This window comes from Nocardia sp. NPDC057663 (assembly GCF_042799895.1).
GTDB lineage: Bacteria > Actinomycetota > Actinomycetes > Mycobacteriales > Mycobacteriaceae > Nocardia.
The window spans coordinates 141,973-162,343 of record NZ_JBHVHX010000014.1 but is presented as its reverse complement, the minus strand read 5'-3'; the positions used below and the strand labels follow the sequence as shown (position 1 = coordinate 162,343).

22 protein-coding genes are annotated in these 20,371 nt (G+C 67.3%); 14 read left to right on the top strand and 8 right to left on the bottom strand.

Translation table 11 applies throughout. The annotated features are described in order from the left end of the window. The first annotated feature begins 73 nt into the window (after window positions 1-73). The gene (locus tag ACFVAV_RS25570; RefSeq protein WP_379037787.1) at window positions 74-418 is read left to right on the top strand and encodes a zinc ribbon domain-containing protein YjdM; all 345 of its coding nucleotides are present in this window, start codon (window positions 74-76) and stop codon (window positions 416-418) included. Between the two features lie 742 nt (window positions 419-1,160). Here ACFVAV_RS25570 and ACFVAV_RS25565 read toward each other — a convergent pair. Beyond that, complete coding sequence (locus ACFVAV_RS25565) at window positions 1,161-1,460, bottom strand: hypothetical protein (RefSeq protein WP_379037785.1); 300 nt, start codon at window positions 1,458-1,460, stop codon at window positions 1,161-1,163. Between the two features lie 808 nt (window positions 1,461-2,268). On the opposite strand from ACFVAV_RS25565, the gene ACFVAV_RS25560 reads away from it, so the two are divergent. After that, window positions 2,269-2,838 carry a ferritin-like domain-containing protein gene (locus ACFVAV_RS25560; protein ID WP_379037784.1) on the top strand — a complete coding sequence of 190 codons (570 nt, stop codon included), beginning with the start codon at window positions 2,269-2,271 and terminating at the stop codon, window positions 2,836-2,838. 79 nt (window positions 2,839-2,917) lie between these two features. Here the strand turns inward: ACFVAV_RS25560 and ACFVAV_RS25555 are convergent, their stop codons facing one another. Further along, on the bottom strand, window positions 2,918-3,757 hold the full coding sequence (locus ACFVAV_RS25555; protein WP_379037794.1) for an alpha/beta fold hydrolase: 840 nt from the start codon (window positions 3,755-3,757) through the stop codon (window positions 2,918-2,920). Window positions 3,758-4,053: 296 nt separating this feature from the next. On the opposite strand from ACFVAV_RS25555, the gene ACFVAV_RS25550 reads away from it, so the two are divergent. The 3 genes from ACFVAV_RS25550 to ACFVAV_RS25540 all read left to right on the top strand — a co-directional run bounded on the left by ACFVAV_RS25550 (window position 4,054) and on the right by ACFVAV_RS25540 (window position 6,898). Beyond that, window positions 4,054-4,593, top strand: coding sequence for a TerD family protein (locus ACFVAV_RS25550; protein ID WP_379037783.1), 540 nt, complete (start codon window positions 4,054-4,056; stop codon window positions 4,591-4,593). Between the two features lie 251 nt (window positions 4,594-4,844). Further along, window positions 4,845-5,837 (top strand): hypothetical protein, encoded by a 993-nt coding sequence (locus ACFVAV_RS25545; protein WP_379037781.1) that lies wholly within the window; start codon window positions 4,845-4,847, stop codon window positions 5,835-5,837. A gap of 242 nt (window positions 5,838-6,079) precedes the next feature. Next, the gene (locus tag ACFVAV_RS25540; RefSeq protein WP_379037780.1) at window positions 6,080-6,898 is read left to right on the top strand and encodes a TauD/TfdA family dioxygenase; all 819 of its coding nucleotides are present in this window, start codon (window positions 6,080-6,082) and stop codon (window positions 6,896-6,898) included. Between the two features lie 214 nt (window positions 6,899-7,112). Here the strand turns inward: ACFVAV_RS25540 and ACFVAV_RS25535 are convergent, their stop codons facing one another. Beyond that, entirely contained in the window at window positions 7,113-7,697 is a 585-nt protein-coding gene (locus ACFVAV_RS25535) for a QsdR family transcriptional regulator (RefSeq protein WP_379037778.1), read from the bottom strand. Window positions 7,698-7,768: 71 nt separating this feature from the next. Here ACFVAV_RS25535 and ACFVAV_RS25530 point away from each other — a divergent pair, with 71 nt between their 5' ends. Both ACFVAV_RS25530 and ACFVAV_RS25525 read left to right on the top strand, forming a co-directional pair. Continuing rightward, window positions 7,769-8,932: an acyl-CoA dehydrogenase family protein gene (locus ACFVAV_RS25530; protein WP_379037777.1), complete on the top strand. Its 1,164-nt coding sequence runs from the start codon at window positions 7,769-7,771 to the stop codon at window positions 8,930-8,932. A gap of 9 nt (window positions 8,933-8,941) precedes the next feature. Then, the gene (locus ACFVAV_RS25525) at window positions 8,942-10,069 is read left to right on the top strand and encodes an acyl-CoA dehydrogenase family protein (RefSeq protein ID WP_379037776.1); all 1,128 of its coding nucleotides are present in this window, start codon (window positions 8,942-8,944) and stop codon (window positions 10,067-10,069) included. 57 nt (window positions 10,070-10,126) lie between these two features. Here ACFVAV_RS25525 and ACFVAV_RS25520 read toward each other — a convergent pair whose 3' ends face one another. Together ACFVAV_RS25520 and ACFVAV_RS25515 are read right to left on the bottom strand one after the other, a co-directional pair. Then, window positions 10,127-10,522 carry a RidA family protein gene (locus ACFVAV_RS25520; RefSeq protein WP_379037774.1) on the bottom strand — a complete coding sequence of 132 codons (396 nt, stop codon included), beginning with the start codon at window positions 10,520-10,522 and terminating at the stop codon, window positions 10,127-10,129. A 157-nt stretch (window positions 10,523-10,679) separates the two neighbouring features. Next, window positions 10,680-11,072 carry a winged helix-turn-helix transcriptional regulator gene (locus ACFVAV_RS25515; RefSeq protein ID WP_379037773.1) on the bottom strand — a complete coding sequence of 131 codons (393 nt, stop codon included), beginning with the start codon at window positions 11,070-11,072 and terminating at the stop codon, window positions 10,680-10,682. Between the two features lie 78 nt (window positions 11,073-11,150). Between ACFVAV_RS25515 and ACFVAV_RS25510 the strand changes: the two genes are divergently transcribed. Both ACFVAV_RS25510 and ACFVAV_RS25505 read left to right on the top strand, forming a co-directional pair. After that, window positions 11,151-11,561: a Rid family hydrolase gene (locus tag ACFVAV_RS25510; protein ID WP_379037793.1), complete on the top strand. Its 411-nt coding sequence runs from the start codon at window positions 11,151-11,153 to the stop codon at window positions 11,559-11,561. A 110-nt stretch (window positions 11,562-11,671) separates the two neighbouring features. Beyond that, a complete protein-coding gene (locus ACFVAV_RS25505; RefSeq protein ID WP_379037771.1) occupies window positions 11,672-12,829 on the top strand; it encodes a serine hydrolase domain-containing protein in 1,158 nt (385 codons plus the stop codon). Window positions 12,830-13,002: 173 nt separating this feature from the next. Here the strand turns inward: ACFVAV_RS25505 and ACFVAV_RS25500 are convergent, their stop codons facing one another. Both ACFVAV_RS25500 and ACFVAV_RS25495 read right to left on the bottom strand, forming a co-directional pair. Next, entirely contained in the window at window positions 13,003-13,698 is a 696-nt protein-coding gene (locus ACFVAV_RS25500) for a class I SAM-dependent methyltransferase (RefSeq protein WP_379037770.1), read from the bottom strand. Between the two features lie 183 nt (window positions 13,699-13,881). Continuing rightward, entirely contained in the window at window positions 13,882-15,012 is a 1,131-nt protein-coding gene (locus ACFVAV_RS25495; protein WP_379037769.1) for an acyl-CoA dehydrogenase family protein, read from the bottom strand. Window positions 15,013-15,102: 90 nt separating this feature from the next. On the opposite strand from ACFVAV_RS25495, the gene ACFVAV_RS25490 reads away from it, so the two are divergent. From ACFVAV_RS25490 to ACFVAV_RS25480, 3 genes are all read left to right on the top strand, one after another. After that, entirely contained in the window at window positions 15,103-15,804 is a 702-nt protein-coding gene (locus ACFVAV_RS25490) for a winged helix-turn-helix transcriptional regulator (protein WP_379037768.1), read from the top strand. 145 nt (window positions 15,805-15,949) lie between these two features. Then, a complete protein-coding gene (locus ACFVAV_RS25485; RefSeq protein WP_379037767.1) occupies window positions 15,950-16,153 on the top strand; it encodes a hypothetical protein in 204 nt (67 codons plus the stop codon). Window positions 16,154-16,226: 73 nt separating this feature from the next. Then, window positions 16,227-17,435, top strand: coding sequence for a site-specific integrase (locus ACFVAV_RS25480; protein WP_379037766.1), 1,209 nt, complete (start codon window positions 16,227-16,229; stop codon window positions 17,433-17,435). A gap of 3 nt (window positions 17,436-17,438) precedes the next feature. Here ACFVAV_RS25480 and ACFVAV_RS25475 read toward each other — a convergent pair whose 3' ends face one another. Beyond that, entirely contained in the window at window positions 17,439-17,921 is a 483-nt protein-coding gene (locus ACFVAV_RS25475) for a nitroreductase family deazaflavin-dependent oxidoreductase (protein ID WP_379037764.1), read from the bottom strand. A 345-nt stretch (window positions 17,922-18,266) separates the two neighbouring features. Here ACFVAV_RS25475 and ACFVAV_RS25470 point away from each other — a divergent pair, with 345 nt between their 5' ends. After that, window positions 18,267-19,589, top strand: a complete 1,323-nt coding sequence (locus tag ACFVAV_RS25470) for a family 1 glycosylhydrolase (protein WP_379037763.1) — start codon at window positions 18,267-18,269, stop codon at window positions 19,587-19,589. A 38-nt stretch (window positions 19,590-19,627) separates the two neighbouring features. Continuing rightward, on the top strand, window positions 19,628-20,356 hold the full coding sequence (locus ACFVAV_RS25465) for a TetR/AcrR family transcriptional regulator (protein WP_379037762.1): 729 nt from the start codon (window positions 19,628-19,630) through the stop codon (window positions 20,354-20,356). The last annotated feature ends 15 nt before the right edge of the window (window positions 20,357-20,371 follow it).

Below are 20,371 nucleotides of genomic sequence, written 5' to 3'. Positions count from 1 at the left end.
CCCGACGAGATCAATCGCGTTCTCGTCGGATTCCTCTCCGCCGCTTGATCACCCACCAACTCGAAGGATCCTCATGAGCGACTCACTCCCGCCCTGCCCCACATGCTCCTCCGAATACACCTATGAGCTCGGCGCCCTGCTGGTGTGCCCCGAGTGCGCCAACGAATGGGCCCCCGCCACCGCGGCCGATGCAGCGGACGACGTGATCCGCGACGCCGTCGGCAATGTGCTCGCCGACGGCGACACGGTCACGGTCGTCAAGTCGCTCAAGGTGAAAGGCAGCCCCACCGGCATCAAGGCGGGCACAAAGGTGCGCAATATCCGCCTGGTGAACGGGGTGGGCGATCACGACATCGACTGCAAGGTGGACGGCATCGGACCGATGCAGTTGAAGTCCAGCGTGGTGAAGAAGGTCTGAACCGCCACGTGGCGGTTCGTCGTTCCCCTGCGTGTCAGGGCGAGTTGAGACCAGCAGCTCACAGCAAAATCAACCCACGCAGGTCGCCTGCAACACAACCCTCTTCACACACCGTCTCTGCGGAGACACCGGCGGGGACGGCACCGCGGCTGCACGCGCGGTGTCGACCGCACCTACTCGATGACTCCGCGCTGGTCGGGCCGGCCGACGGTCGGGCCCTCGATGACCGGGCCGTCACCTGGTTTCGTGTGCATGCACCGTGCCTCCTGTTCGAGGGTGCCGCTGACACCGTCATCCTCACGGCCCCCGCCGGTGTCCCCCTAGGGCCTTTCGGCCCGCCACCGACGGGCAACCTGTCACACATCGACCAACAGCTCGAGCCGACCCTGGCTGGACGAGCCATCGGCTCTGATGCTGTCTGGATCCCCATCGATTCAGGGTTGCCATCGTTCGCCCGCGTCGAAGAGATCTATCGCCCTTACCTGCAGTACTCGATTCGGCTCGACACCAACTGACTTGGTTCTGTCCTGAAATTTACCGAAGCCACAGGATGATCGCGGCGATCGCGAGTTCGGCCTGGTAATCGCGGCGCGTTGTGCCGCGCACGTGGACAGATCCTGCAATTGGACCGAGCGCGACAAGCCGCGGCCGCTTCGACGGCCATCCCGGTACCACGCTTGGTCGTCGAGGTCGGCACCCGCCGATCGCGCTGGCTTTGTGGGCGTCGTTTGCCGGGAGACGCTCAGTCCAGGTTCCTGGCGCTTCTCGAGACGATGGACAACATCTCCTTGACTGGCCGCCGCGACGTAGCCTGCGCTGGCGCGTCGTCGGCAGGGGCGGCACCGACCCGGATGAGAGCCTGAGGAACCCCTGTGCCGGTGATGAGCCCTTCCAGCGCCTTGCGTGCGCTGACCAGCTCGGTGATGTGGGTCAAGGCGCACGTGGCCAGACCTGCGCGGGTGCATTCCAGCAAGACCGCCGACAGCGCTTCGCCTGCGTGCAGCCAGTCGTCGAGGCTGTTGCCCGTCGAGCTCAGCACCACCAGTTTGGCTCGGTCCTCGGTACCGCCGCGGCGTTCGTTTCCCGGCGCCGCAGGAAAGGCTCGGGCGATCGGGACATGGGTGGTCTCCTCACCTGATGGCAGGGCTGTCCGTGGGACCCCTTCGCGCTCAGCTGAATGTCCTGTCCACCAGTGCAATTCAGCCCGGTGGGACTATCACATTCCGTGTCCGTGGCGAACTAATTCGGCGTCCGGAGAATACGGCTGTGTAGCGGCTGGCATTCGCCATGTCGGCATCCCCTCAGAGAGTTCCCTCGGCTCCGCCGTCGTGTGTGAACGACCCGACTTTTTGCTCAAGCGCAGAGGGGCCGAGGAGTGGCCCTACGGTGTGGAGGTCACCGAACTGTTCGTCACATTCCGACATTCGGCCGTATGACCCAAGACGGAGCTACTGACATCCTGATGACGCATCGCACTGACACTTTCGTGACGTGTCTCACGTGCACACCTCCGCCCGCGACCATCTGCAATAGCGCCCGCGCGCACCCTCTGGCTCTCTTGTCGGACACCGTCACCTGGCGGCTAGACCGCCTTTCGGGTACGAGTGGAGATGAAACGAGGGGGAAGTATGGGGGAACGAAACAGCGCGTCGTCGGTGACGAACTCGCGAGGGAATGAGCGCCGAGTGCGCGCCACCGAGGAATGGTTGGACTACTTCCAGCAGAATGCGGCTCAACAGCGGCCGATTCCGTGGCGATCGAACGGAATCGGGGCGAGTCCGGCGGAACTGGCACCGATTCGGCGTTCACTGCAGGCCTGGCAGCTCGGCGAAACATCGGACGGACGCCACTTGGCCGCGGCCGCCGACCGGTTCGCCACTGCCACCGACGATCCCGCCTACCGCGACGTCATCGATCTGTTCATCAGGGAGGAGCAACGCCACGGCGCACTGCTAGGCCGGATCCTGGATGATGCGGGAATTCCTCGGCGACAAGCTGATTGGGGAGACACGCTGTTTCGCCGGCTGCGGCATAGCATCACAAACATCGAGGTCTGGACCACACCCGTCGTGATGGTCGAAACCCTGGCGATGATCTATTACAACGCGATCCGCCGAGCCACCGGCTCACCGGCCATCCGTGCGGTCTGCGCCCAGATCCTCGCCGACGAGGTGCCCCACGTGCAGCTGCAATGCGAACGCCTCGCCGTACTGCTGCACAACCGATCCCGCACCCGCTACCGGCTCACCATGCTCGCCCACCGCGCTCTGTTTCTCGTCGTCATGCTCCTGGTGTGGGCGGGCCACCACCGAGCCCTCCGCGCCGGCGGATACACCTGGACCCACTATCGCCGGACTGCCTACGCCAAAATGAACCGCGCCTGGCAACGAATGGACCCGCAGCGCTACGTCTGGACCTGACCGGCCCTCGGTCTGCGCGTTCGGCCAGTACCTGCCACGGCATGTCGCCGAACGCAACCCGGTGTGTCCAGCAGAGCGGTCAGAGGGCGAGCATGGCGGCAGCGACCTGGTCGGCCGTGGCGTGCCGCAGGGCGGTTCCCAAGTCGTCGATGACGAGCAGTCGCGCCGCGGAAATCTCGGCGGCGAGGACCTCGCCGTTGCCGACCGGGAAGAACGGGTCGGCGCGACCGTGCACCACGAGCGTGGGCACGTCGAGCTCACCGAGCCGCTCCCGCCATCGCGGGGCGCAGTCGATCCGGGAGAACACCATCGCGAGCTGGTTCGCCTGGTGCACCGCGGGATCGCTCGACGGCGTCCGGTCCCAGATTCGGGCCGCCGTCGCCCGCGCCTCCGCCGGATCGTTGCCCATCGCCTCGGCACCCTCGGCGGCGAACGCCGCGACGGCATCCCGGTCGGTCCAGTCCGGCCGCGGGCGGTTGAACAGCGCGGCCATGACCGCGGCGCCGTGGTCCGGCAGGTCCTCGTCGACCGGGCCAGGCGCCACCGGCCGGGTGCCGACGAGGGTCAGTGCGGAGAACATGTCCGGGTGGTCCAGCGCGGCGACCTGAGCGACCATCCCACCGACGCCGACCCCACCGAGATGGGCGGTCCCGGCGCCGAGCACCCCGGCAAGCGCGGCCGCGTCGGCGGCGAGATCCCGCAGGTTGTACGCCGGATTCTCCGGGTCGAGGGTCGTCGATGCGCCGGAGTCACGCAGGTCGTAGCGGACCACGCGCCGCCCGCCCGACGCGAGCTGCTCGCACAGCGCGTCGGGCCAGGACAGCATCGTTGTGCCACCGACCAGCAGGACAAGCGGATGGTCCTCGCGGCCGAAGCTCTCGATGCCGAGATTCACACCGTTCGCCCGCACCGAGGTCATGCCGAGTCGAAACGGTCTCGTCATGCCTGGACTCCTGTCGGTCGATATCTCCACAGGTATCGACGACGGACTCACCTGAAAGTCATCGGTGCAGCCGAACTCGGCATTATGGGACGTTCGAACACCTGCGACTCCAGGCGTCAACCGACTCGTTCCCGCGAACAGGCACCCGCCGCTCGGCCCACGTGCTCACTCGGTTTGCGGCGGGCTGATCCTTGCGGCATCTTGGCGGGGGTAGGCGCGCCAGGGAGTCTGATCGGCAACCCAGGGCCGAAGCGCTCGACGAGGAGCACCGTATGACCGGAGCAGTCCCCCACGCCGCGCTCACCCACATCACCATGGGTCTGGGCTGGGATCCCGTGCGCTCCGGCACATTCCGGCGGCGCGGTAAGGACATCGATCTCAACGCGGCAGCGTTGTCGTTCAGCGGACCCCGCTTCGTCGACATCGCCTACCACGAACAATTGACCTCGCGTGACGGCGCCATTCGCCACCTGGGTGACAGTCTGGACGGCGTCGGCGACGGAGACGACGAGGTCATGGTGGTCGACCTGACCCGGCTGGACCCGGACGTCACCACCGTCGTGCTCCTCGTAACCTGCTACACCGGACAACGATTCGAGCAGATCGAGAACGCATTCACCCGTGTCACCGACAGTGCCACCGGCACCGAACTGGCACGGATCGACCTGGCCGCCGCCCGCTCCCACACCGGACTCGTCCTCGGCAAACTGCAACGCTCCCACGATGATTGGAAGTTCGCCCTCATCGCTGAGCCCATCTCGGCAGAGCACGTCGTCGACGCCGTCCCCCACCTCACCGCCTACCTGAGCTGAGCCGCGATCGCCCTCGTCACAGGCCGGAACGGTCCCGCATCGAAATTCGTGACCGCACAACGGAATTCGTCACCATGGTGGGGGCCGAACACCCGCGTGGAGTTCCTGCCTCGGGATATTCTGGAGGTATGAGTACCTCGGCGGAGGTCCCGCACCCACCGGTGGCTGTTTTCCGTGAACCGAGGGCAGGGGGAACCGTCCCGAATCTGAACGTTCGCGTACGGGCCGAGGCGCAACGGACTGCGATGGCCTTGGACGAGGTCCCCACCCACGCCGGTCCGGTCGAGCGCACCACAGCGCTCCAGCGAGCTGCTGCTGCGGCCGACGGGTTGGTCGACGCGCTGGCGGCGGAGACCGGGATGGTGGTTGGCGAGGATTTGCCTGCCGAGTCGGTGAGTCAGTCGTTTTTCCGGGTCCGTGAGGTGGACTTGTCCGATCAGCAGGCAGCCCTGCACGGTGCTCTGGTCATCCATCGCGGTGTGCGGGACCTGGGCAGAGCCCCGCTCTCGGGTGCCGATTTGGCGGCGGAGATCGCCGGTATGCGGCAGGCCGTGCTCGACTTCACCGGCGCCTCAGGGGACGACGGACGGCCCCTCGACTTCTCGACCACTCCCGAGATTTCCGACGGAGGTTCGTTGGAGGACGAGTGGACAGCCCGTTGGCTCGTCGGGCACCAGGTCCACGTTCTGTTCAACATCTGCGCAGCGGTCGCGGTGACCGACGCCGCGCATCATCTGCGCCACGGGGCGGGCGAGGCCGCGCTGGCACGGCTCGAACACGCGACCACCTACGTGCGTGGGTTTCCCGCTGCGATGACTCACGCCGGCACGATCCCGGTGGACTACTATTTGGCGGCTGTCCGCCCCACCATGCAGCCGCCACAGGTTGCGACCCCGCTGAGTGGCCGACAGCACCGCGGCTACAAAATATTCCGCGCCGCGATGAAAGACCTGCTCAAAGTGGTGCCCGACACCTACGAGCAGTTGGTTGCGCGCGATCCGGAACTCGCCGATGCCCGGGACGCGCTGCTCGAGGCTGACCTCATCGACAGCGAACGCCATGTCACCCTTGCCTATTCGATGGTCCGACTGCGCCGCTCCATCGCGCAGATGCCGACCGGCCCGGACAACGCAGTCGGCGAACTCCGGCTGATGCGGCACCGGCGGGCTGCCCAGTACGCACCGCTGATCCGATTCGGGGACCACTACATCGCCGGCGCTGTGTCAGCCCTACGGCATGGATAGCAGTCCGGTGCGCTGCGCCATCTCGATCCGTGAACAGTTGCCCTGCCGCTGATGTGCTGAACCGGGAGAGAGCGTCGATGCACGAAATCGCTGACACCGTCGACTTCGCGGACCTGGAGTTGACGCCAGCCGACACAACCGAGATCGATCGACTCGCTCGTACCCTGTGCACGGGAGACCAGGACCGGGTGGACGACCCCGCATGGGTCGCGCGGGCCCGTCATTGCTGGGATGCGTTACCGATGAAGCTGCGTCGCGGCGTTCGGCAGTTCCGCCGGCACTCGGGACCGCTGGGGTCACTGGTGATCCACGGCCTGCCGGTCGACGAGACGATGCTGCCCGCCACACCCTCGACACCGGATTCGGTGCAGCGTGCGGCGGTCGTCTCCGCTGCCGTACTCACCATGATCGCCTGCGGGCTCGGTGACCCGGCCGCGTATCTGGCCGAGAAATCCGGTGCCCTCGTGCAGGATGTCGTACCGGTGCGTGGCAAGGAATCCTTCTCGGGAAACGCCGGTTCGGTATTGCTGACCTTCCACAACGAGAACGCCTTCCACCTGCACGAACCCGACTATGTGCTGCTGCTGTGCCTGCGCGCCGACCACGACCGGATTGCCGGTCTGCGTACCGCCTGTATTCGGCAGGCACTGCCCCTGCTCAGCGCAGCGGCCCGGGAAACACTGTTCGCACCGGAATTCATCACCGCACCACCGCCCTCCTTCTCCTCGGACAACGCCGCGCGCTCGCCCCAGCCGCTGCTGTCCGGCGCCATCGACGACCCCGACATCCGGATGGCCACGATCGCGACGACCGCGCTGACGCGGCGCGCCGAGTCAGCACTCACCGAATTCGGCCGAGCCTGCGACTCCGTCGCCCGCACCACGATGCTGACACCCGGCGACCTGGCCATAGTCGACAACCGGGTCACCGTCCACGGCCGCACCGCCTTCCAGCCCCGCTACGACGGCGCGGACCGCTGGTTGCAGCGCACGTTCGCCATCGCCGACCTCCGCCGCTCCCGCGACCACCGGCCACACGACGGATACATCCTCACCCGATGATCCGGGGCTCCCGCATTACGATGCGAAACGAACTCGCCCTGCCGGCCGTGGGTCGTCGATGCGCCGGAGTCACGCAGGTCGTAGCGGGCCACACGCCGCCCGCCCGACGCGAGCTGCTCGCACAGCGCGTTGGGCCGGGACGACATCGTTGTGCCGCCGAACTCGGCATGATGGGACGTTCGAACACCTGCCGCTCCAGGCGTAGACAGCAGGCTCAGGCGCGCAGCAGTGCGGCTTGGACCTGTTGCAGGCGGTCGACGTCACCGCGGAAGCCGGCCACGGCGTCGTTGTACAGGAACGCTTCCCAGAGCCTGACCAGCGCATAGGCCAAGGTGGCGCGTTCGATCGGTGGGCGGTAGCCCTGCTCCTCGGCGCGCTCGATGAGGCCCTCCACGACGGCGACCGCGGCCTGGTGGACGGGTCCGTCGCTGCGGGTGATCAGGCGCAGCGCCCCGGTCGACTCGTTGTCGAAATAGGTGCGCAGCGAATTGTCCTCGACCAGCCAGTGGATGCAGTGATCGAGGACCTCGTTGAGGTGTTCGGCGCCGGTGGCGTCACTGGTGCGCTCGGCGTAGGCCACCATCCGCTCGAGCTGGCGGGCGATCGCGGCGCCGAGCAGCCCGTCGCGGGAGCCGAACCAGCGGTAGATGCTGGTGCGGCCGAGTCCGAGCTGGGCGGCGATGGCGTTCACGTCGAGGCGGTTGCCGGACAGGAAGACCTCGACCGCGGCTCTCAGCACGTCATCACGGCTGGCCGCGGCCGGGCGTCCCGGCGCTCTCGCCCCCTCGGTTCGCGTCACAACGCACAGCATAAGGGCTCCTCCACGACCACCATTTGATACATACGCATCTCTGTGTAACATACTCGACCATGCAACTGGCACTCACCGAGGACGAGCTCGCCTTCCGCGACGAGCTGCGTGCCTTCTTCCGGCACGAAATCCCCGCCGACATCCGTAATCGAGCCAGACACATGGCCGAACTCAGCAAGGACGACATCGTCACGACCCAGCGCATCCTGCACGCGCACGGGCTGGCGGTGCCGCATTGGCCGGTCGAGTGGGGTGGCCGCGACTGGACCCCCATCCAGCGCCACCTCTGGCACGACGAAATGCAACTCGCGTCGGTCCCGGAGCCACTCACCTTCAACACCAACATGATCGGGCCGGTCATCGCGCAGTTCGGCTCGCCGGAAATGAAGCAGCGCTTCCTGCCCGCCACGGCGAACCTCGACATCTGGTGGTGCCAGGGCTTCTCCGAGCCCGACGCCGGCTCCGACCTGGCCTCGCTGCGCACCGTCGCCGTGCGGGACGGCGACGAGTACGTGATCAACGGCCAGAAGACCTGGACGACCGCAGCCCAGAGCGCGGACTGGATGTTCTGCCTGGCCCGCACCGACCCGGACGCGCCCAAGAAGCAGGCCGGCATCTCGATGTTGCTGTTCCCCCTGGACTCCCCCGGCGTCACGGTCCGGCCGATCGAATTGATCGACGGCGGTTTCGAAGTCAACGAGGTGTTCCTGGAGAACGTGCGGGTGCCCGCCGATCAGCTCGTCGGCGCCGAGAACCAGGGCTGGACCTACGCCAAGTTCCTGCTCGGCAACGAGCGCACCGGCATCGCCGCCGTCGGGCAGACGAAGGTGCGGCTGTGGCTCGCCAAGGAACACGCCAAGCAGACCCGGCTCGACACCGGCACCCTGCTCGACGACCCCGTGTTCGCCGCCCGCATCGCCGAGCTCGAAAACGAGCTGCTGGCACTGGAACTCGTCCAGATGCGGGTCGTGGCAGGCTCGGCCGACGGGGCACCCAACCCGGTGTCCTCGATTCTCAAACTGCGCGGCACCGAACTGCAGCAGGCGGTCACCGAACTGTTCGTCGACATCGCGGGCCCGGAATCCCTCGCCGCGGAAGCCGACACCCCGGACTGGGCACGCCGCAGCACCGCCACCTACCTGAACTACCGCAAGACATCGATCTACGGAGGATCCAACGAGGTGCAGCGCAGCATCATCGCTTCGACGATCCTCGGACTGTGAGGCATCGCCATGGATTTCGAACTCAGCACCGAACAGACCATGCTGCGCGACACTGTGCGCAGCGTCCTGACCCGCCACTACACGCCGGAACGTCGCGTCGAGGTGATCGGCACCGAACTGGGCTGGGACCCGCGGGTGTGGTCGACCTTCGCCGAGATCGGCCTGCTCGGCCTGACCATCTCCGCCGAGGACGGCGGCATGGGCGCGGGCCCGATCGAGACGATGCTCGTGCTCGAGGAACTCGGCCGCGCCCTGGCACCCGAACCGGTCCTGGACTGCGCGCTACTGCCGGCCGCAATCATCGGCCGGGCGGGCACCGAGACCCAGCGCAAAGAACTGCTACCCCAGATCGCGGAGGGCACCCTGCGACCGGTCTTCGCCCATGCGGAGCCCGGCACGCGGTGGCCTTCGACGCGCCTCGGCACGCAGGCATTGCCGTACGGTGACGGCTGGCAGCTGGCCGGGCGCAAGCACCCTGTCGCCTACGGCGATGGCGCCGACCGGCTCATCGTCAGCGCGGCGCTGCCCGGCGGCGGCACCGCACTGTTCCTCGTCGACCCCACCGCGCCGGGCGTCACCAGGACCGGGTTCCGCACCCACGACGGCAGGCGCGGCGCCGACATCGAATTCGACGGCGCGGCAGCAGAACTGCTCGGCACACCGGATGACGCCACCGACATCATCGCCGACATGGTGATCACCGCGCAGGCGGCGCTGGGTGCCGAAGCGGTCGGGGCGATGGCGGAGGCGTTGCGGCTGACCACCGACTACCTCGGTACCCGCAAGCAGTTCGGGGTTCCGCTGCGCAGTTTCCAGACCCTCACCCAGCGTGCCGCCGACATGTACGTCTCGCTGGAGCTGGCACGAAGCATGAGCCTGTACGCGTCGATGTCGCTGGCCGACGGGGTCGCCGACCCGTTGGTCGCGTCCCGCGCGAAACTGCGGATCGGGCGCTCGGGCAGGCACATCGGACAGGAAGCCATCCAGATGCACGGCGGGATCGGCATGACCGCCGAATACCCCGTCGGCCACTACACCGCGCGCCTGACCGCCATCGAGCACACCCTCGGCGATTCGAGCGATCACCTGCGCTACCTGGCCGGGCACGTCGCCGACCACCAGCTGGCCGAAATCTGAGGACACTGCTCGACATCGCCACCGCGGCGATGTCGAGCAGTTCCGCATCCACCACGATCAACCCCGGACGGCGACCGCATCCACCTCGAACAGCATCCCGGGCAGCGCCAGCGCGGCAACGCCCAACAGGGTTTGCACCGGCGGCCGCTCACCCCAGATCTCGGCGATCTTCGTGCCGAGAATCGTCAGCTTGTCCAGGTCGTGCTCGACGATGAACGTCCGCAGCTGCGCGACATCGGCGTAGTCGAGCCCGGCCGACCGCAACGCGACTCCGAGATTGGCGAACGCCCGATCGACCTGCCCGGCGAAATCCGTAGTCGTCGTGTGCCCGTCGCCGTCGGAGTCGTACTGACCGGCGATCAGCACCAGTTCCCCGGTCACCCGCGCGACGTGGCTGTACCCGAACCCCGTCGGATCGTGCAGCTCGGACGGATTGATGATCTCCACAGACACTCGTCTCTCCTGTCATCGCGAACGGTTCGCATTGAGGTGACGACGCAGGCACCGCGAGTGTGACAACACGGCGTCGAACACCACATTGAGCCGCGTCTACGACAGGCCCGCCTGCTGGTCGCGTCTTCCTACCGCGTCAGAACACGGTCTCCGTTGGCTATCGCAGCATCCGGGCGTCGTCGTCCTCGCGCTGTCGATCGTCGAAGCGCGCACGTGCCTGTTCGACCTCGGGCAGGGTGTCGGTGGTCCAGAGCAGCAGTGCGTCGATGAGTCCCTGCAATGTTCGGCCGATCGGCGAGATCCGGTATTCGACGGCGATGGGCCGGGTGTGGGTGATCACTCGTTCGACCATGCCGTTGCGTTCGAGCCGTCGCAGTGCCGAAGTGAGCGATTTCTGCGTCACCACCGGGATCGCCCGGCGGAGCTCGTTGAACCGCAACGGCTGATCGCACAGCGCCTCCATGATCTGCAGCGACCACTTGTCGAGCATCTGGTCGAGCAGCTCACGGTGCTGCGCGGTGAGCTGAGGGGCATCCTCGGTTTCCTGCATGACACCTAGTCTCGTTGAAGTGCCCTTCGAATACCACGTATACATAGGAAACCTAGTCAGATCGTGAAGGGAACCACCGTGCCCGTGCAGCTCATGACCCCACCGAACATGTTCGGTCCCGTTCCGTACCACCATGTTTCGATCAGCAGCGGAACCCGCTACGTCCACGTCGCCGGTCAGATCGCGCGTGACGCCGACGGCAACCCGGTAGCCCCCGGCGACCTCGCGGGTCAACTCGCCTATGCCCTGCGCAACACCGCCCGCGGTTTGGCCGGGGCGGGCGCCACCTTCGCCGACGTCGTCCGACTCAGGTTCTTCGTCACCGACTGGACCCCCGACAAATACGCCGACTTCGTCGACGGCATCAACCAGGTCGCCGCCGAACTCGCCCTGCCCGATCCGCTCCCACCGCTGTCTGCCATCGGTGTCGACTGCCTGTTCGAACCGGACGTCCTCGTCGAGGTGGAGGCCTACGCCGTCCTCGACTGACCCCACGCGGAGACCGTCCTCGGTGCGGGCGGAGATCGATGCAATCTCAGGGACCGAGTCCGGGTTGTCCCCGATCCGACGTAAGCCCTTGCGGTGCAAAGGTATCAACCATGCACCTGCGCAGATTCGTCCTGGCACTCGGTGTCGCTCCGCTGCTCGCGGCTGGAGCGGCCACCGCCGTCGCCTCCCCTGTGGAGCAGTTGCGCCAGGACACCGAAGCGATCCACGCCCTCGGCATCAGCGGCGTACAGGCCCGCATGATCGGGCCTGACGGTCAGCAGTCGGTCGCCACCAGCGGTACCGCCGACCTGAACACCGGCCTCCCGGTCCCTTCCGACGGCTACTTCCGCATGGCCAGCACATCCAAGACACTCGTTGCCACCGTGGTTCTCCAACTGGAGGCCGAGGGCAGGCTGTCCCTGGACGACACGGTCGAACACTGGCTGCCAGGAGCGGTGCAGGGTAACGGCAACGACGGCAACCGGATCACCATCCACCACCTGCTCCAGCACACCAGCGGCATTCACGACGACCTGCCCGGATACACCACGCCGGAGGAGTACTACCAGCAGCGCCACGACGTCTACGGCACCGAGCAGTTGGTTGCCCGCGCCATGGCCCACGCACCGGAGTTTCCGCCCGGCGCGGGCTGGGGGTACTCCAACACCGGCTACGTCCTGCTCGGCATGATCATCCAGAAGGCCACCGGCCACCCCGCCCACCAGGAGATCGAAGACCGCATCCTGCGCCCGCTCGGCCTCGATCAAACCCGGTGGGTCGGCACCTCCCCCACCCTGCCCCGGCCACACGCCAAGGCCTACCAGCTCTTCGGCCCCGGTTCCGTAGTGGACGTCACCGACCAGGTGCCGGTCGACTACGAGATCCTTTCGTTCGTCACGACCACGCGGGACGAGAACCTCTTCCTCCGCGCGCTGCTCGCGGGCCGCCTGCTCCCGTCTCAGCAGCTGGCCGCGATGAAACGCACCGTCCCCGTGAGCGCGGAGGTCCAACAGCTGTGGCCCGGCGGCCGATACGGGCTCGGCCTGGTCGAACGCCCCCTGAGCTGCGGAGGAACCTACTGGGGTCACGACGGCGGGGACGGCGGCTACATCACCCTCAACGGCGTCACCGACGACGGCAGGCGAAGCGCCGTGGTCTCCATGTCCGAGGCGCGCGGCGACACCCCCGAGCACATCCTGGACCAGGAGAACGCGGCCAGCGCCCTCATCGACCACGCACTGTGCGCCGAGAACCCCAGCATCCCGTAGGCGCTGAAGCGTGACGTTCGGGTCACTGCGCCCTCAGGGGCCGACCCACCACCGACGCAAACGAAGTTGCGTCACATGACAGATCAGCAGCCGATGCACGGCGACCTGGCTCGCCCCGGCCATCGATCATTGGCGCGCACTACCTTCCGCGGCAGAGCTGTTCGACCGACACCTCAGCGCACCGTGCACACCAGCATCTGGTTCGCGCCCGCCTGGAACTCGTAGTCCACATCCACGATCGCACTCTCGACACCGGCGGCGGACAGCTCGGCGATCAGGTCGTCGAGCCGTGGATACCGGGTCGGAGAGCCGATGGCGACCAACGGGAACACCCGGAACTCGGTGGTGGCCACCCGCGCCAGTTCCGTCAACGCCCGCCGATGGAAGTCATAGTCCAGATCGTCGGGGTAGCTGAACAGCAGGTGCGAACTCAGCACGAGATCGAAACTGTTGTCCGCGAACGGAAGTGCAGGCAGACGAGCGGCGACGTAGCGGTCCGGGGCGAGGGCGGTGTGGGCGGCGAAACGCTGCGCGGATCCGCGCCGGGCACGGAGATGCGCGTCAGGGTCGGCGAAGAAGCTCCAGCGGTAGGCATCGGCGTGGTCACGCACATACCTATTGCCCCGGTCCGCTTCGGCCACCGCCGTCGCCGCCACCCGTGCGACACCGTCGTCGAAATAGGCGATATCACAGGCTGTCACGTCCCCGCCGAGATCACACACCTCCGCAGTGAACCCGGCCGCGCCGCCGGGACAATCGAGGATCCGGCGCCGCAGGTCGGCATCGGTGAGTGCGAACATCGCCCGATACTCGTCGAGGGAACGGGAACTGACGAGGATCTCGCCGAAACCGGTAGCACTGTCGTTCATGGTTGTCCTTCCATCCGGGACCGTCTGCACGGCCGGAACAGAAGTCGTCACGAAGGACCCGGCCGCACACTCAGGCGGCCGCGCACAACAGGGTGGGCCGCTAGGAGAGCGGCCACCACTGCTGCGCAAACGTCATCACCCGGTGATTAGACCACACCGAAGCCACCGCTACAGCAGACATATTCAGCCGAGCGGGCTGTGCCCGAGCAGCACCCGGCCGCTGAAGCGAGTCTGTTTGGCCCTCGGCAGCGGGTGGAACTGGCAGCCGTGGATGTCGCGGTAGAGACGTTCGAGATCGCACGACCGCGAGTAGCCCGCGCCGCCGGTGGTCTCGATCGCCAGGCGCACCGTGGTGACGAGGGCATCGGCGGCAACCGTCTTGCGGCTCAGGGTCCGCCCCGCGTACTCGTCGGTGTTGGCGAAACCAAGGTTGTCGGAGTCGGTGAACATGGCGGCGACGAGATCGGCGGCGGTGGTGTAGGCGTTGAGCATCTCGCCTGCCGACTGCAGCGTGTGCGGTTCGGCGCGGCCCGCGAGCAGTCGCGCCGTGAGCTCGACCGCGGAGTCGGCGACACCGAGGTAGGCGGCGAGCACCAGCGGAAGTGCCGCCCCGATCACCACATTCAGCACCGGCGGCCAGACCCCGGCGGGACGGATCATCGACACCGCGGCATCGGGGACGAACACGTCATCGAGGACCACGGTGTGTGAGCCGCTGGCCCGCAGGCCCAACGTGTCCCAGGTCTTGTCGATACGCACCCCGGGCGCGGTCATCGGGATAGCGCAGTGCAGAACCTGCGCACCCTCCCCGTCGTAGCGGACGCTGGTGACCAGCACGTCGCCTACCTCGCAACCACTGGCCGGCGCTTTGCGAGCACTCACCCGATAGCCGCCGTCCACGCGCACGGCCGCGCCATTGGAGTCCACCCAGTCCGAAGCGCCGGTGCTCACCAGGATCGCGCCCGCCGCGACCTTCGCGAACACCGCCGAAGCGTCCACGCCGTGGTTGTGCCGCCACACCTGGGCGGCGACGAGATGGGAGTGCATCGCGAACGCGACCGCGGTCGACGGATCGTGCCTGCCGAGTTCACGCAGGATCTCCCCCATCTCCTTGTGGCTCGCGCCGCCGCCACCGAACTCGGTGGGCACGAGGGCAGCGGACAGGCCGCCGGCTCGCAACCGGTCGAACGCGGCGACGGAGATCTCGCCGGTCCGGTCTCGCTCGGGCACCTCTAGGCGCAGGGATTCGCCGATCTCGCGGGCCAGGGCGACGCGGTCGGTGGTGGTCGTGGTGTCGGTAATTGTGGAAGTCATGTTTCGAAGGTAGGAACCGCCGCGATAACCAGATAGTCCAGAAAGTGGACTCCCCCGGTCCTGACAGTGGACCCCGTCGGTGAGGTGACCATGACGACTACAACCGCAGGCTACGGCCAGTACTGCCCGATCTCGCGTGCACTCGACGTGCTCGGCGAACGCTGGTCGCTGCTGATTCTGCGCGACCTCTACGTCGGCACCACCCGCTTCAACGACCTCGCCCGCGGCCTGCCCGGACTCTCGCGCAGCCTGCTCGCCAAACGGCTGCGCCAGTTCGAACGCGCCGGGCTGATCGAGAAGATCGGCACCGAACACCTGCTCACCGAGGCAGGCACCCAGCTCGAACCGATCCTGTTCGGCCTCGGCGAATGGGGTGCGCGCTGGACCTTCGGTGCGCCCCGCGACGAAGAGCTCGACGCGGCGCTGCTCGTCTGGTGGATGCACACCCGTGTCGACACCTCGAGCCTTCCCGGCAGGCGGCATGTCCTGCAGGTTCGGTTCACCGACGACGTGCGACGGTTCTGGATCGTCGTCGATAGCGCGACGCCCTCGGTGTGTGAAACCGATCCCGGCTATCCGGTCGACGTCACCGTCGTCGCCGATGTGGCAGCGCTCTACGAGGTGTGGCTGGGCCGGATGCCACTGAGCCACGCCCAGCGCACCGGCCGGGTGATGTTCACCGGTCCGCCCGCACTCACTCGCCGGATGCCCGCGATCCTGCAGCTCAGCCCCGTCGCCGGATACGTCCGCGAGTCGGCCATCGCCGAGGAGACGACCGCCCGTGCGTCCTGACTCGCACAGGCAACGGCCTAATGATCCGCAAAATCCGAAAACGTGGCAGTTATCACTACCGGGCCTGACATGTTGGCAACGGCCGTAATCAAAACGTTAAGGTTCAGTCATGGTACGTCACGGAGCAGCACACACCGACACGGACGTGCCGAATGTTCCTCTCCCCCAGCAACATCCGGCACGTCTCGAGCTCGTCGGCGATTCCACCGACGCCACCGAACCCCCGTCAGACCAAGTCGATGACCATTTTCCGCGACTCGGTGACACCAGTTTCCTCACCACCGCGGCCCGGCACCGGCTCGCCGCGTACATCCACACCAAGCTCGCCGAGCTGGCGGAGATGCCGTGATCGCGTGCCGATGACCTAGGCTCGAACGCCAGGAGTCATCGGCGGCAGACTCATTCACGCGAGGAGTGGCGACGTGAGCGGCAGCGACGCAGCGGTCGTCCTTCCCGAACAGGTACGGACCGAGCTGCGCCGCGGCGTGCGCAGCGTGCTCGTCGACACCGCTGCCCTGCGCCTGGTCCGCGAACGATTCGACGACGGCCAGGCTGATTCCCTGCGCCGCTACCTCGAGGCCTCCCAGTCGGCGAACACCCTGCGCGCCTACCGCACCGACTGGATCGCGTGGGCGGGCTGGTGCGCGGCCGAGCAACGCCAGGCACTGCCCGCCGACCCACTCGACGTCGCCGTGTATCTCGCCGCGGCCGCCGATGCCCGACGCGACAGCGGAGCTTGGGCATTCAGCCCCGCGACGCTGGACCGCAAGTCCGCCGCCATCGCGGCAGTACACGCCGCCAACGGACTCCCCTCGCCGACACGTTCCGACGTCGTCCGGCTCACGCTGCGCGGCATCCGGCGCACCCGGCGCACCCCGCCGACCCGCAAACGGCCAGTCCTGCTGCACACCCTCGACCAACTGCTCACCGAGCTTCCCGAGCCCGGCTGGCCCACCGAACCAGCCCGTCGTCGCGATGCTCTCGCACTACTGGTCGGCTTCGCCGGCGCGCTGCGGCGCAGCGAGCTCGCGGGCCTGCGGATCAGTGACGTGCATGTCCGCACCGACCACACCACCGGCGAACCGCTGCTCGTCGTACATCTGCCGACCACGAAGACCGACCCCACCGGCGTCGCCGAACAGCGCATCGCCCTGCCCCGCGGCAAACACCCTCGAACCTGTCCGATCTGCGCGTTCGCCGACTGGGTCCGGCTACGGGAGGTCCACGCCGACGCGGGCGATCCCGGAACACGGTCATGGACGACCGAACACCCCGTGCCCGACACGACGATCCATCGCTGCCACGGCTTCGCCGGCACGCCGCTGAGTACCGACACCGAGCGACCGCTGTTCCCCACCATCAACCGGCACGGTTCCATCGGTGCCACGCCGTTGTCCGGGCGAGCGGTCGCCGAGCTCGTCAAACGCTACGCCGCGCGGGCCGGCCTCGACCCCGACCTGTTCTCCGGGCACTCGCTGCGAGCCGGCTTCGCCACCCAGGCCGCACTCGGCGGCGCCAGTGACCGCGAGATCATGCGCCAGGGCCGCTGGGCGAACCCGCGGACGGTGCACGGCTACATCCGCACCGCGAATCCGCTCGAGGACAATGCCGTCACCAAGCTCGGTCTGTGATGATCAGCTGATCCGGTCCAGCCGGAAGATGCGGAACTCACGGCCGCCGGAGCGTTCGAATTCCATCTCGTAGCCGGGCCAGAACTCGACGACCTGGTCCCAGACGCGTTTGCGCTCGACGCCGGTGATCTCCGTGACCGTCACCGGGAACGGTGAGCTGCTGTTGTAGCGGACCGACGCGGTGCGGGCCGCGCGCAGGTTCGCCGACCACGCCGGATGTTCCGGCTTGCCCCAGTTCGAGCCGACGAGATAGAAGCCGTCGCCGTCGGGGACGCACAGCAGCGACGTGGTCCGCGGCTGACCCGATTTGCGGCCGACCACAGTGACCTCGATCGACGGCAACCCGGCCAGGTCCAGAACTCCCCACCGGCCGCCGCTGAGTCTGCGCAGCAGTCGCTCGGTCGGCAAGACGACGCCCGCGCCGCGCATCACCCAGGGCTGTGCCGCGAAATCGCGTGCGAGGGCAGGTAAGGGATTCCACGCCATCTTCGAATCCTGGCTCGAGGGAAACGGATCCATCGACTCAGGACGGCCCGCTGAGAGACAACTCACTCGACTTCCCGGAGAGCCGCGGCGACATGCAAGGCCTGCCACCCCTTCCCTGTCGATGCTGGTGAGTTGTCGTGAAGTGAGGAGGTTTTGTTGACCGGCGGCGGGCGTTGGTGGATTGAAGGGGAGAATCATTAGTAAATGCGCATATCTACGTATGGCCATGTTGTAAATGGACTTTTGAGTTCGTTCGCCGACGCACCGACCTGATTCCCGGCATCAACCTGCCCGATGCCGCACACTGAAACACTCCCCTCCCCCTTCATGCCAGGAGTGACTGCCATGCCCTCCCCCAGCGGTCGCCGATTCCTTGCCACGGTCGCCCTGGCCGCCGCAGCGCTCCTCCCGACCAGCCTCTCCCCCGCCCTCGCCCGCCCCCCGGCGCCGGCCCAGCTGGCTCCCCTCGGATCCGAGTTCCTCTGGGGTGTGGCAGCTTCCGGCTTCCAAGCCGAAGGCGATGCGCCGGACAGCAATTGGCGCCGGTACGCCGAATCGGGCGCCACCCACGACCCGTATCTGAACTCGGTCGACTTCCGCACGCGCTACCGATCCGACATCGCCCTCGCCGCGGATCTCGGTGTGCGCGTGTACCGCATCGGCATCGAATGGGCCCGCGTGCAGCCGCAACCCGGCGTCTGGGACGAGAGCGCCCTCACTTTCTACGACGATGTCGTACGGGCGATCACCGATGCGGGCATGCGGCCGATGCTGACCCTCGACCACTGGGTGTACCCGGGCTGGGCCGCCGATCGGGGCGGCTGGCGCGATCCCGAGATCGTGGCGAACTGGCTGGCGAATGCCCGGCGCGTGGTCGACCGATTCGCCGGCACCGACCCGCTCTGGGTGACCTTCAACGAGCCGACGTTCTATGTGGTCAACGAACTGCGCCGCGGCGGTGTCGAAGCGGCCGATGCGCCCACGATGGGTGAACGGATCACGCAGGCGCACAACAGCATCTACGACTACATCCATGCCGTGCAGCCCGGCGCCCAGGTCACCAGCAATGTCGCGTTCATCCCCGGCGCCGACGACGCGGTCAGCGGCCCCCTGCTCGATCGGATCTCAGCCCGGCTGGACTACATCGGCATCGATTACTACTACGGACTGTCCCCCACCCAGCTCACCGTCCCCGACTTCGACCGTCTGTGGACCCTCCCCCTGCAGTCCGAGGGCATCTACTACGCCCTCGACCACTACGCGCGCCGCTTCCCCGGCAAGCCGCTCTACATCGTCGAGAACGGCATCCCCACCGAGAACGGCCTGCCGCGCACGGACGGATACACCCGCGCCGACTCGCTGCGCGACACCGTCTACTGGTTGCAGCGCGCCGTCGCCGACGGCATCCCGCTGATGGGTTACAACTACTGGAGCCTCACCGACAACTACGAATGGGGTTCCTACACACCACGTTTCGGTCTCTACACCGTCGATGTGCTCACCGACCCCACCCTCACCCGCAAGCCGACCGACGCCGTTGCCGCCTACCGGGCGATCACCGCACTGGGCGGCGTCCCCGCCGGCTATCGACCGACCCGCGGACCGGTCCCGTGCTCACTGGTCGACGCGTCGACGAGCTGCACCGATCCCGTGTCGGTCCCGCGGTAGCGGTTTCGAGGGCTGCATTGTGCTCTACACTCGGGCGGGTGTCGAGCGCAACGTCACGCCCCTCCAGCGCCGTGAGCGGCAGACAAGCCCGATGGCAGCCGCACAACGACAGCCGCCGGGAGCGGATCGTGCTGTCGGCGGTCGAGTTGCTCGAGCAGGCGCCCGCCGGCGTCGAGGTCCCGATCGTGCAGATCGCCGAGCACGCGGGCCTCGCGAAATCCGTGGTCTACCGGCAGTTCGCCGGACGTGACGAGCTGGACCGCCGGATCAGGAGCGAGATCGCCGACCGGTTCGTCGCCGACATCGAGGACGCTCTCGATATCGGCGACGGGTCCATCCACGAAATCCTCGTGCGCACCGTCGGCGCCGTGGTCACCTGGATCGAGGAACATCCGCGGCTGCACGAGTTCCTGCGCACCGGCCCGTCGGAGACCGATCCCGATGTCGACGCGATGAGCGCGCTGATCGGAACCATCGCGGCGTCGACCAGGGCGCTGGTCACCGGTCTCGCCGGTGTCGTCGGGGTGACCGACGACGGTTCGGCCGACACGATGACCTTCGCCATCGTGTCGATGACCGAGGCGACCGTCACCCGCTGGGCCAATGACCCGAATCCGGTGCTGACCAGGGAGCAGCTGATCGAGGAGGTCGCCTCCTACGCCTGGCATGTGGTCGACGGCGTCGCCCGCAGACACGGTCTGACCCTCGATCCCGACCAGCAGCTGGTCGAGGTCATCGCGCAGCTCGCCGCCGGTGACGGCAGCTGATCCACCGCCACCGGC

What these genes read in the sequence shown, in the direction of transcription:
- ACFVAV_RS25570 (WP_379037787.1), top strand. Translation starts at nt 74, where the DNA reads ATGAGCGACTCACTCCCGCCCTGCCCCACATGCTCCTCCGAATACACC.
- ACFVAV_RS25555 (WP_379037794.1), bottom strand. Translation starts at nt 3,757, where the DNA reads ATGACCTCGGTGCGGGCGAACGGTGTGAATCTCGGCATCGAGAGCTTC.
- ACFVAV_RS25550 (WP_379037783.1), top strand. Translation starts at nt 4,054, where the DNA reads ATGACCGGAGCAGTCCCCCACGCCGCGCTCACCCACATCACCATGGGT.
- ACFVAV_RS25540 (WP_379037780.1), top strand. Translation starts at nt 6,080, where the DNA reads ATGAAGCTGCGTCGCGGCGTTCGGCAGTTCCGCCGGCACTCGGGACCG.
- ACFVAV_RS25530 (WP_379037777.1), top strand. Translation starts at nt 7,769, where the DNA reads ATGCAACTGGCACTCACCGAGGACGAGCTCGCCTTCCGCGACGAGCTG.
- ACFVAV_RS25525 (WP_379037776.1), top strand. Translation starts at nt 8,942, where the DNA reads ATGGATTTCGAACTCAGCACCGAACAGACCATGCTGCGCGACACTGTG.
- ACFVAV_RS25515 (WP_379037773.1), bottom strand. Translation starts at nt 11,072, where the DNA reads ATGCAGGAAACCGAGGATGCCCCTCAGCTCACCGCGCAGCACCGTGAG.
- ACFVAV_RS25505 (WP_379037771.1), top strand. Translation starts at nt 11,672, where the DNA reads ATGCACCTGCGCAGATTCGTCCTGGCACTCGGTGTCGCTCCGCTGCTC.
- ACFVAV_RS25500 (WP_379037770.1), bottom strand. Translation starts at nt 13,698, where the DNA reads ATGAACGACAGTGCTACCGGTTTCGGCGAGATCCTCGTCAGTTCCCGT.
- ACFVAV_RS25495 (WP_379037769.1), bottom strand. Translation starts at nt 15,012, where the DNA reads ATGACTTCCACAATTACCGACACCACGACCACCACCGACCGCGTCGCC.
- ACFVAV_RS25490 (WP_379037768.1), top strand. Translation starts at nt 15,103, where the DNA reads ATGACGACTACAACCGCAGGCTACGGCCAGTACTGCCCGATCTCGCGT.
- ACFVAV_RS25475 (WP_379037764.1), bottom strand. Translation starts at nt 17,921, where the DNA reads ATGGCGTGGAATCCCTTACCTGCCCTCGCACGCGATTTCGCGGCACAG.
- ACFVAV_RS25470 (WP_379037763.1), top strand. Translation starts at nt 18,267, where the DNA reads ATGCCCTCCCCCAGCGGTCGCCGATTCCTTGCCACGGTCGCCCTGGCC.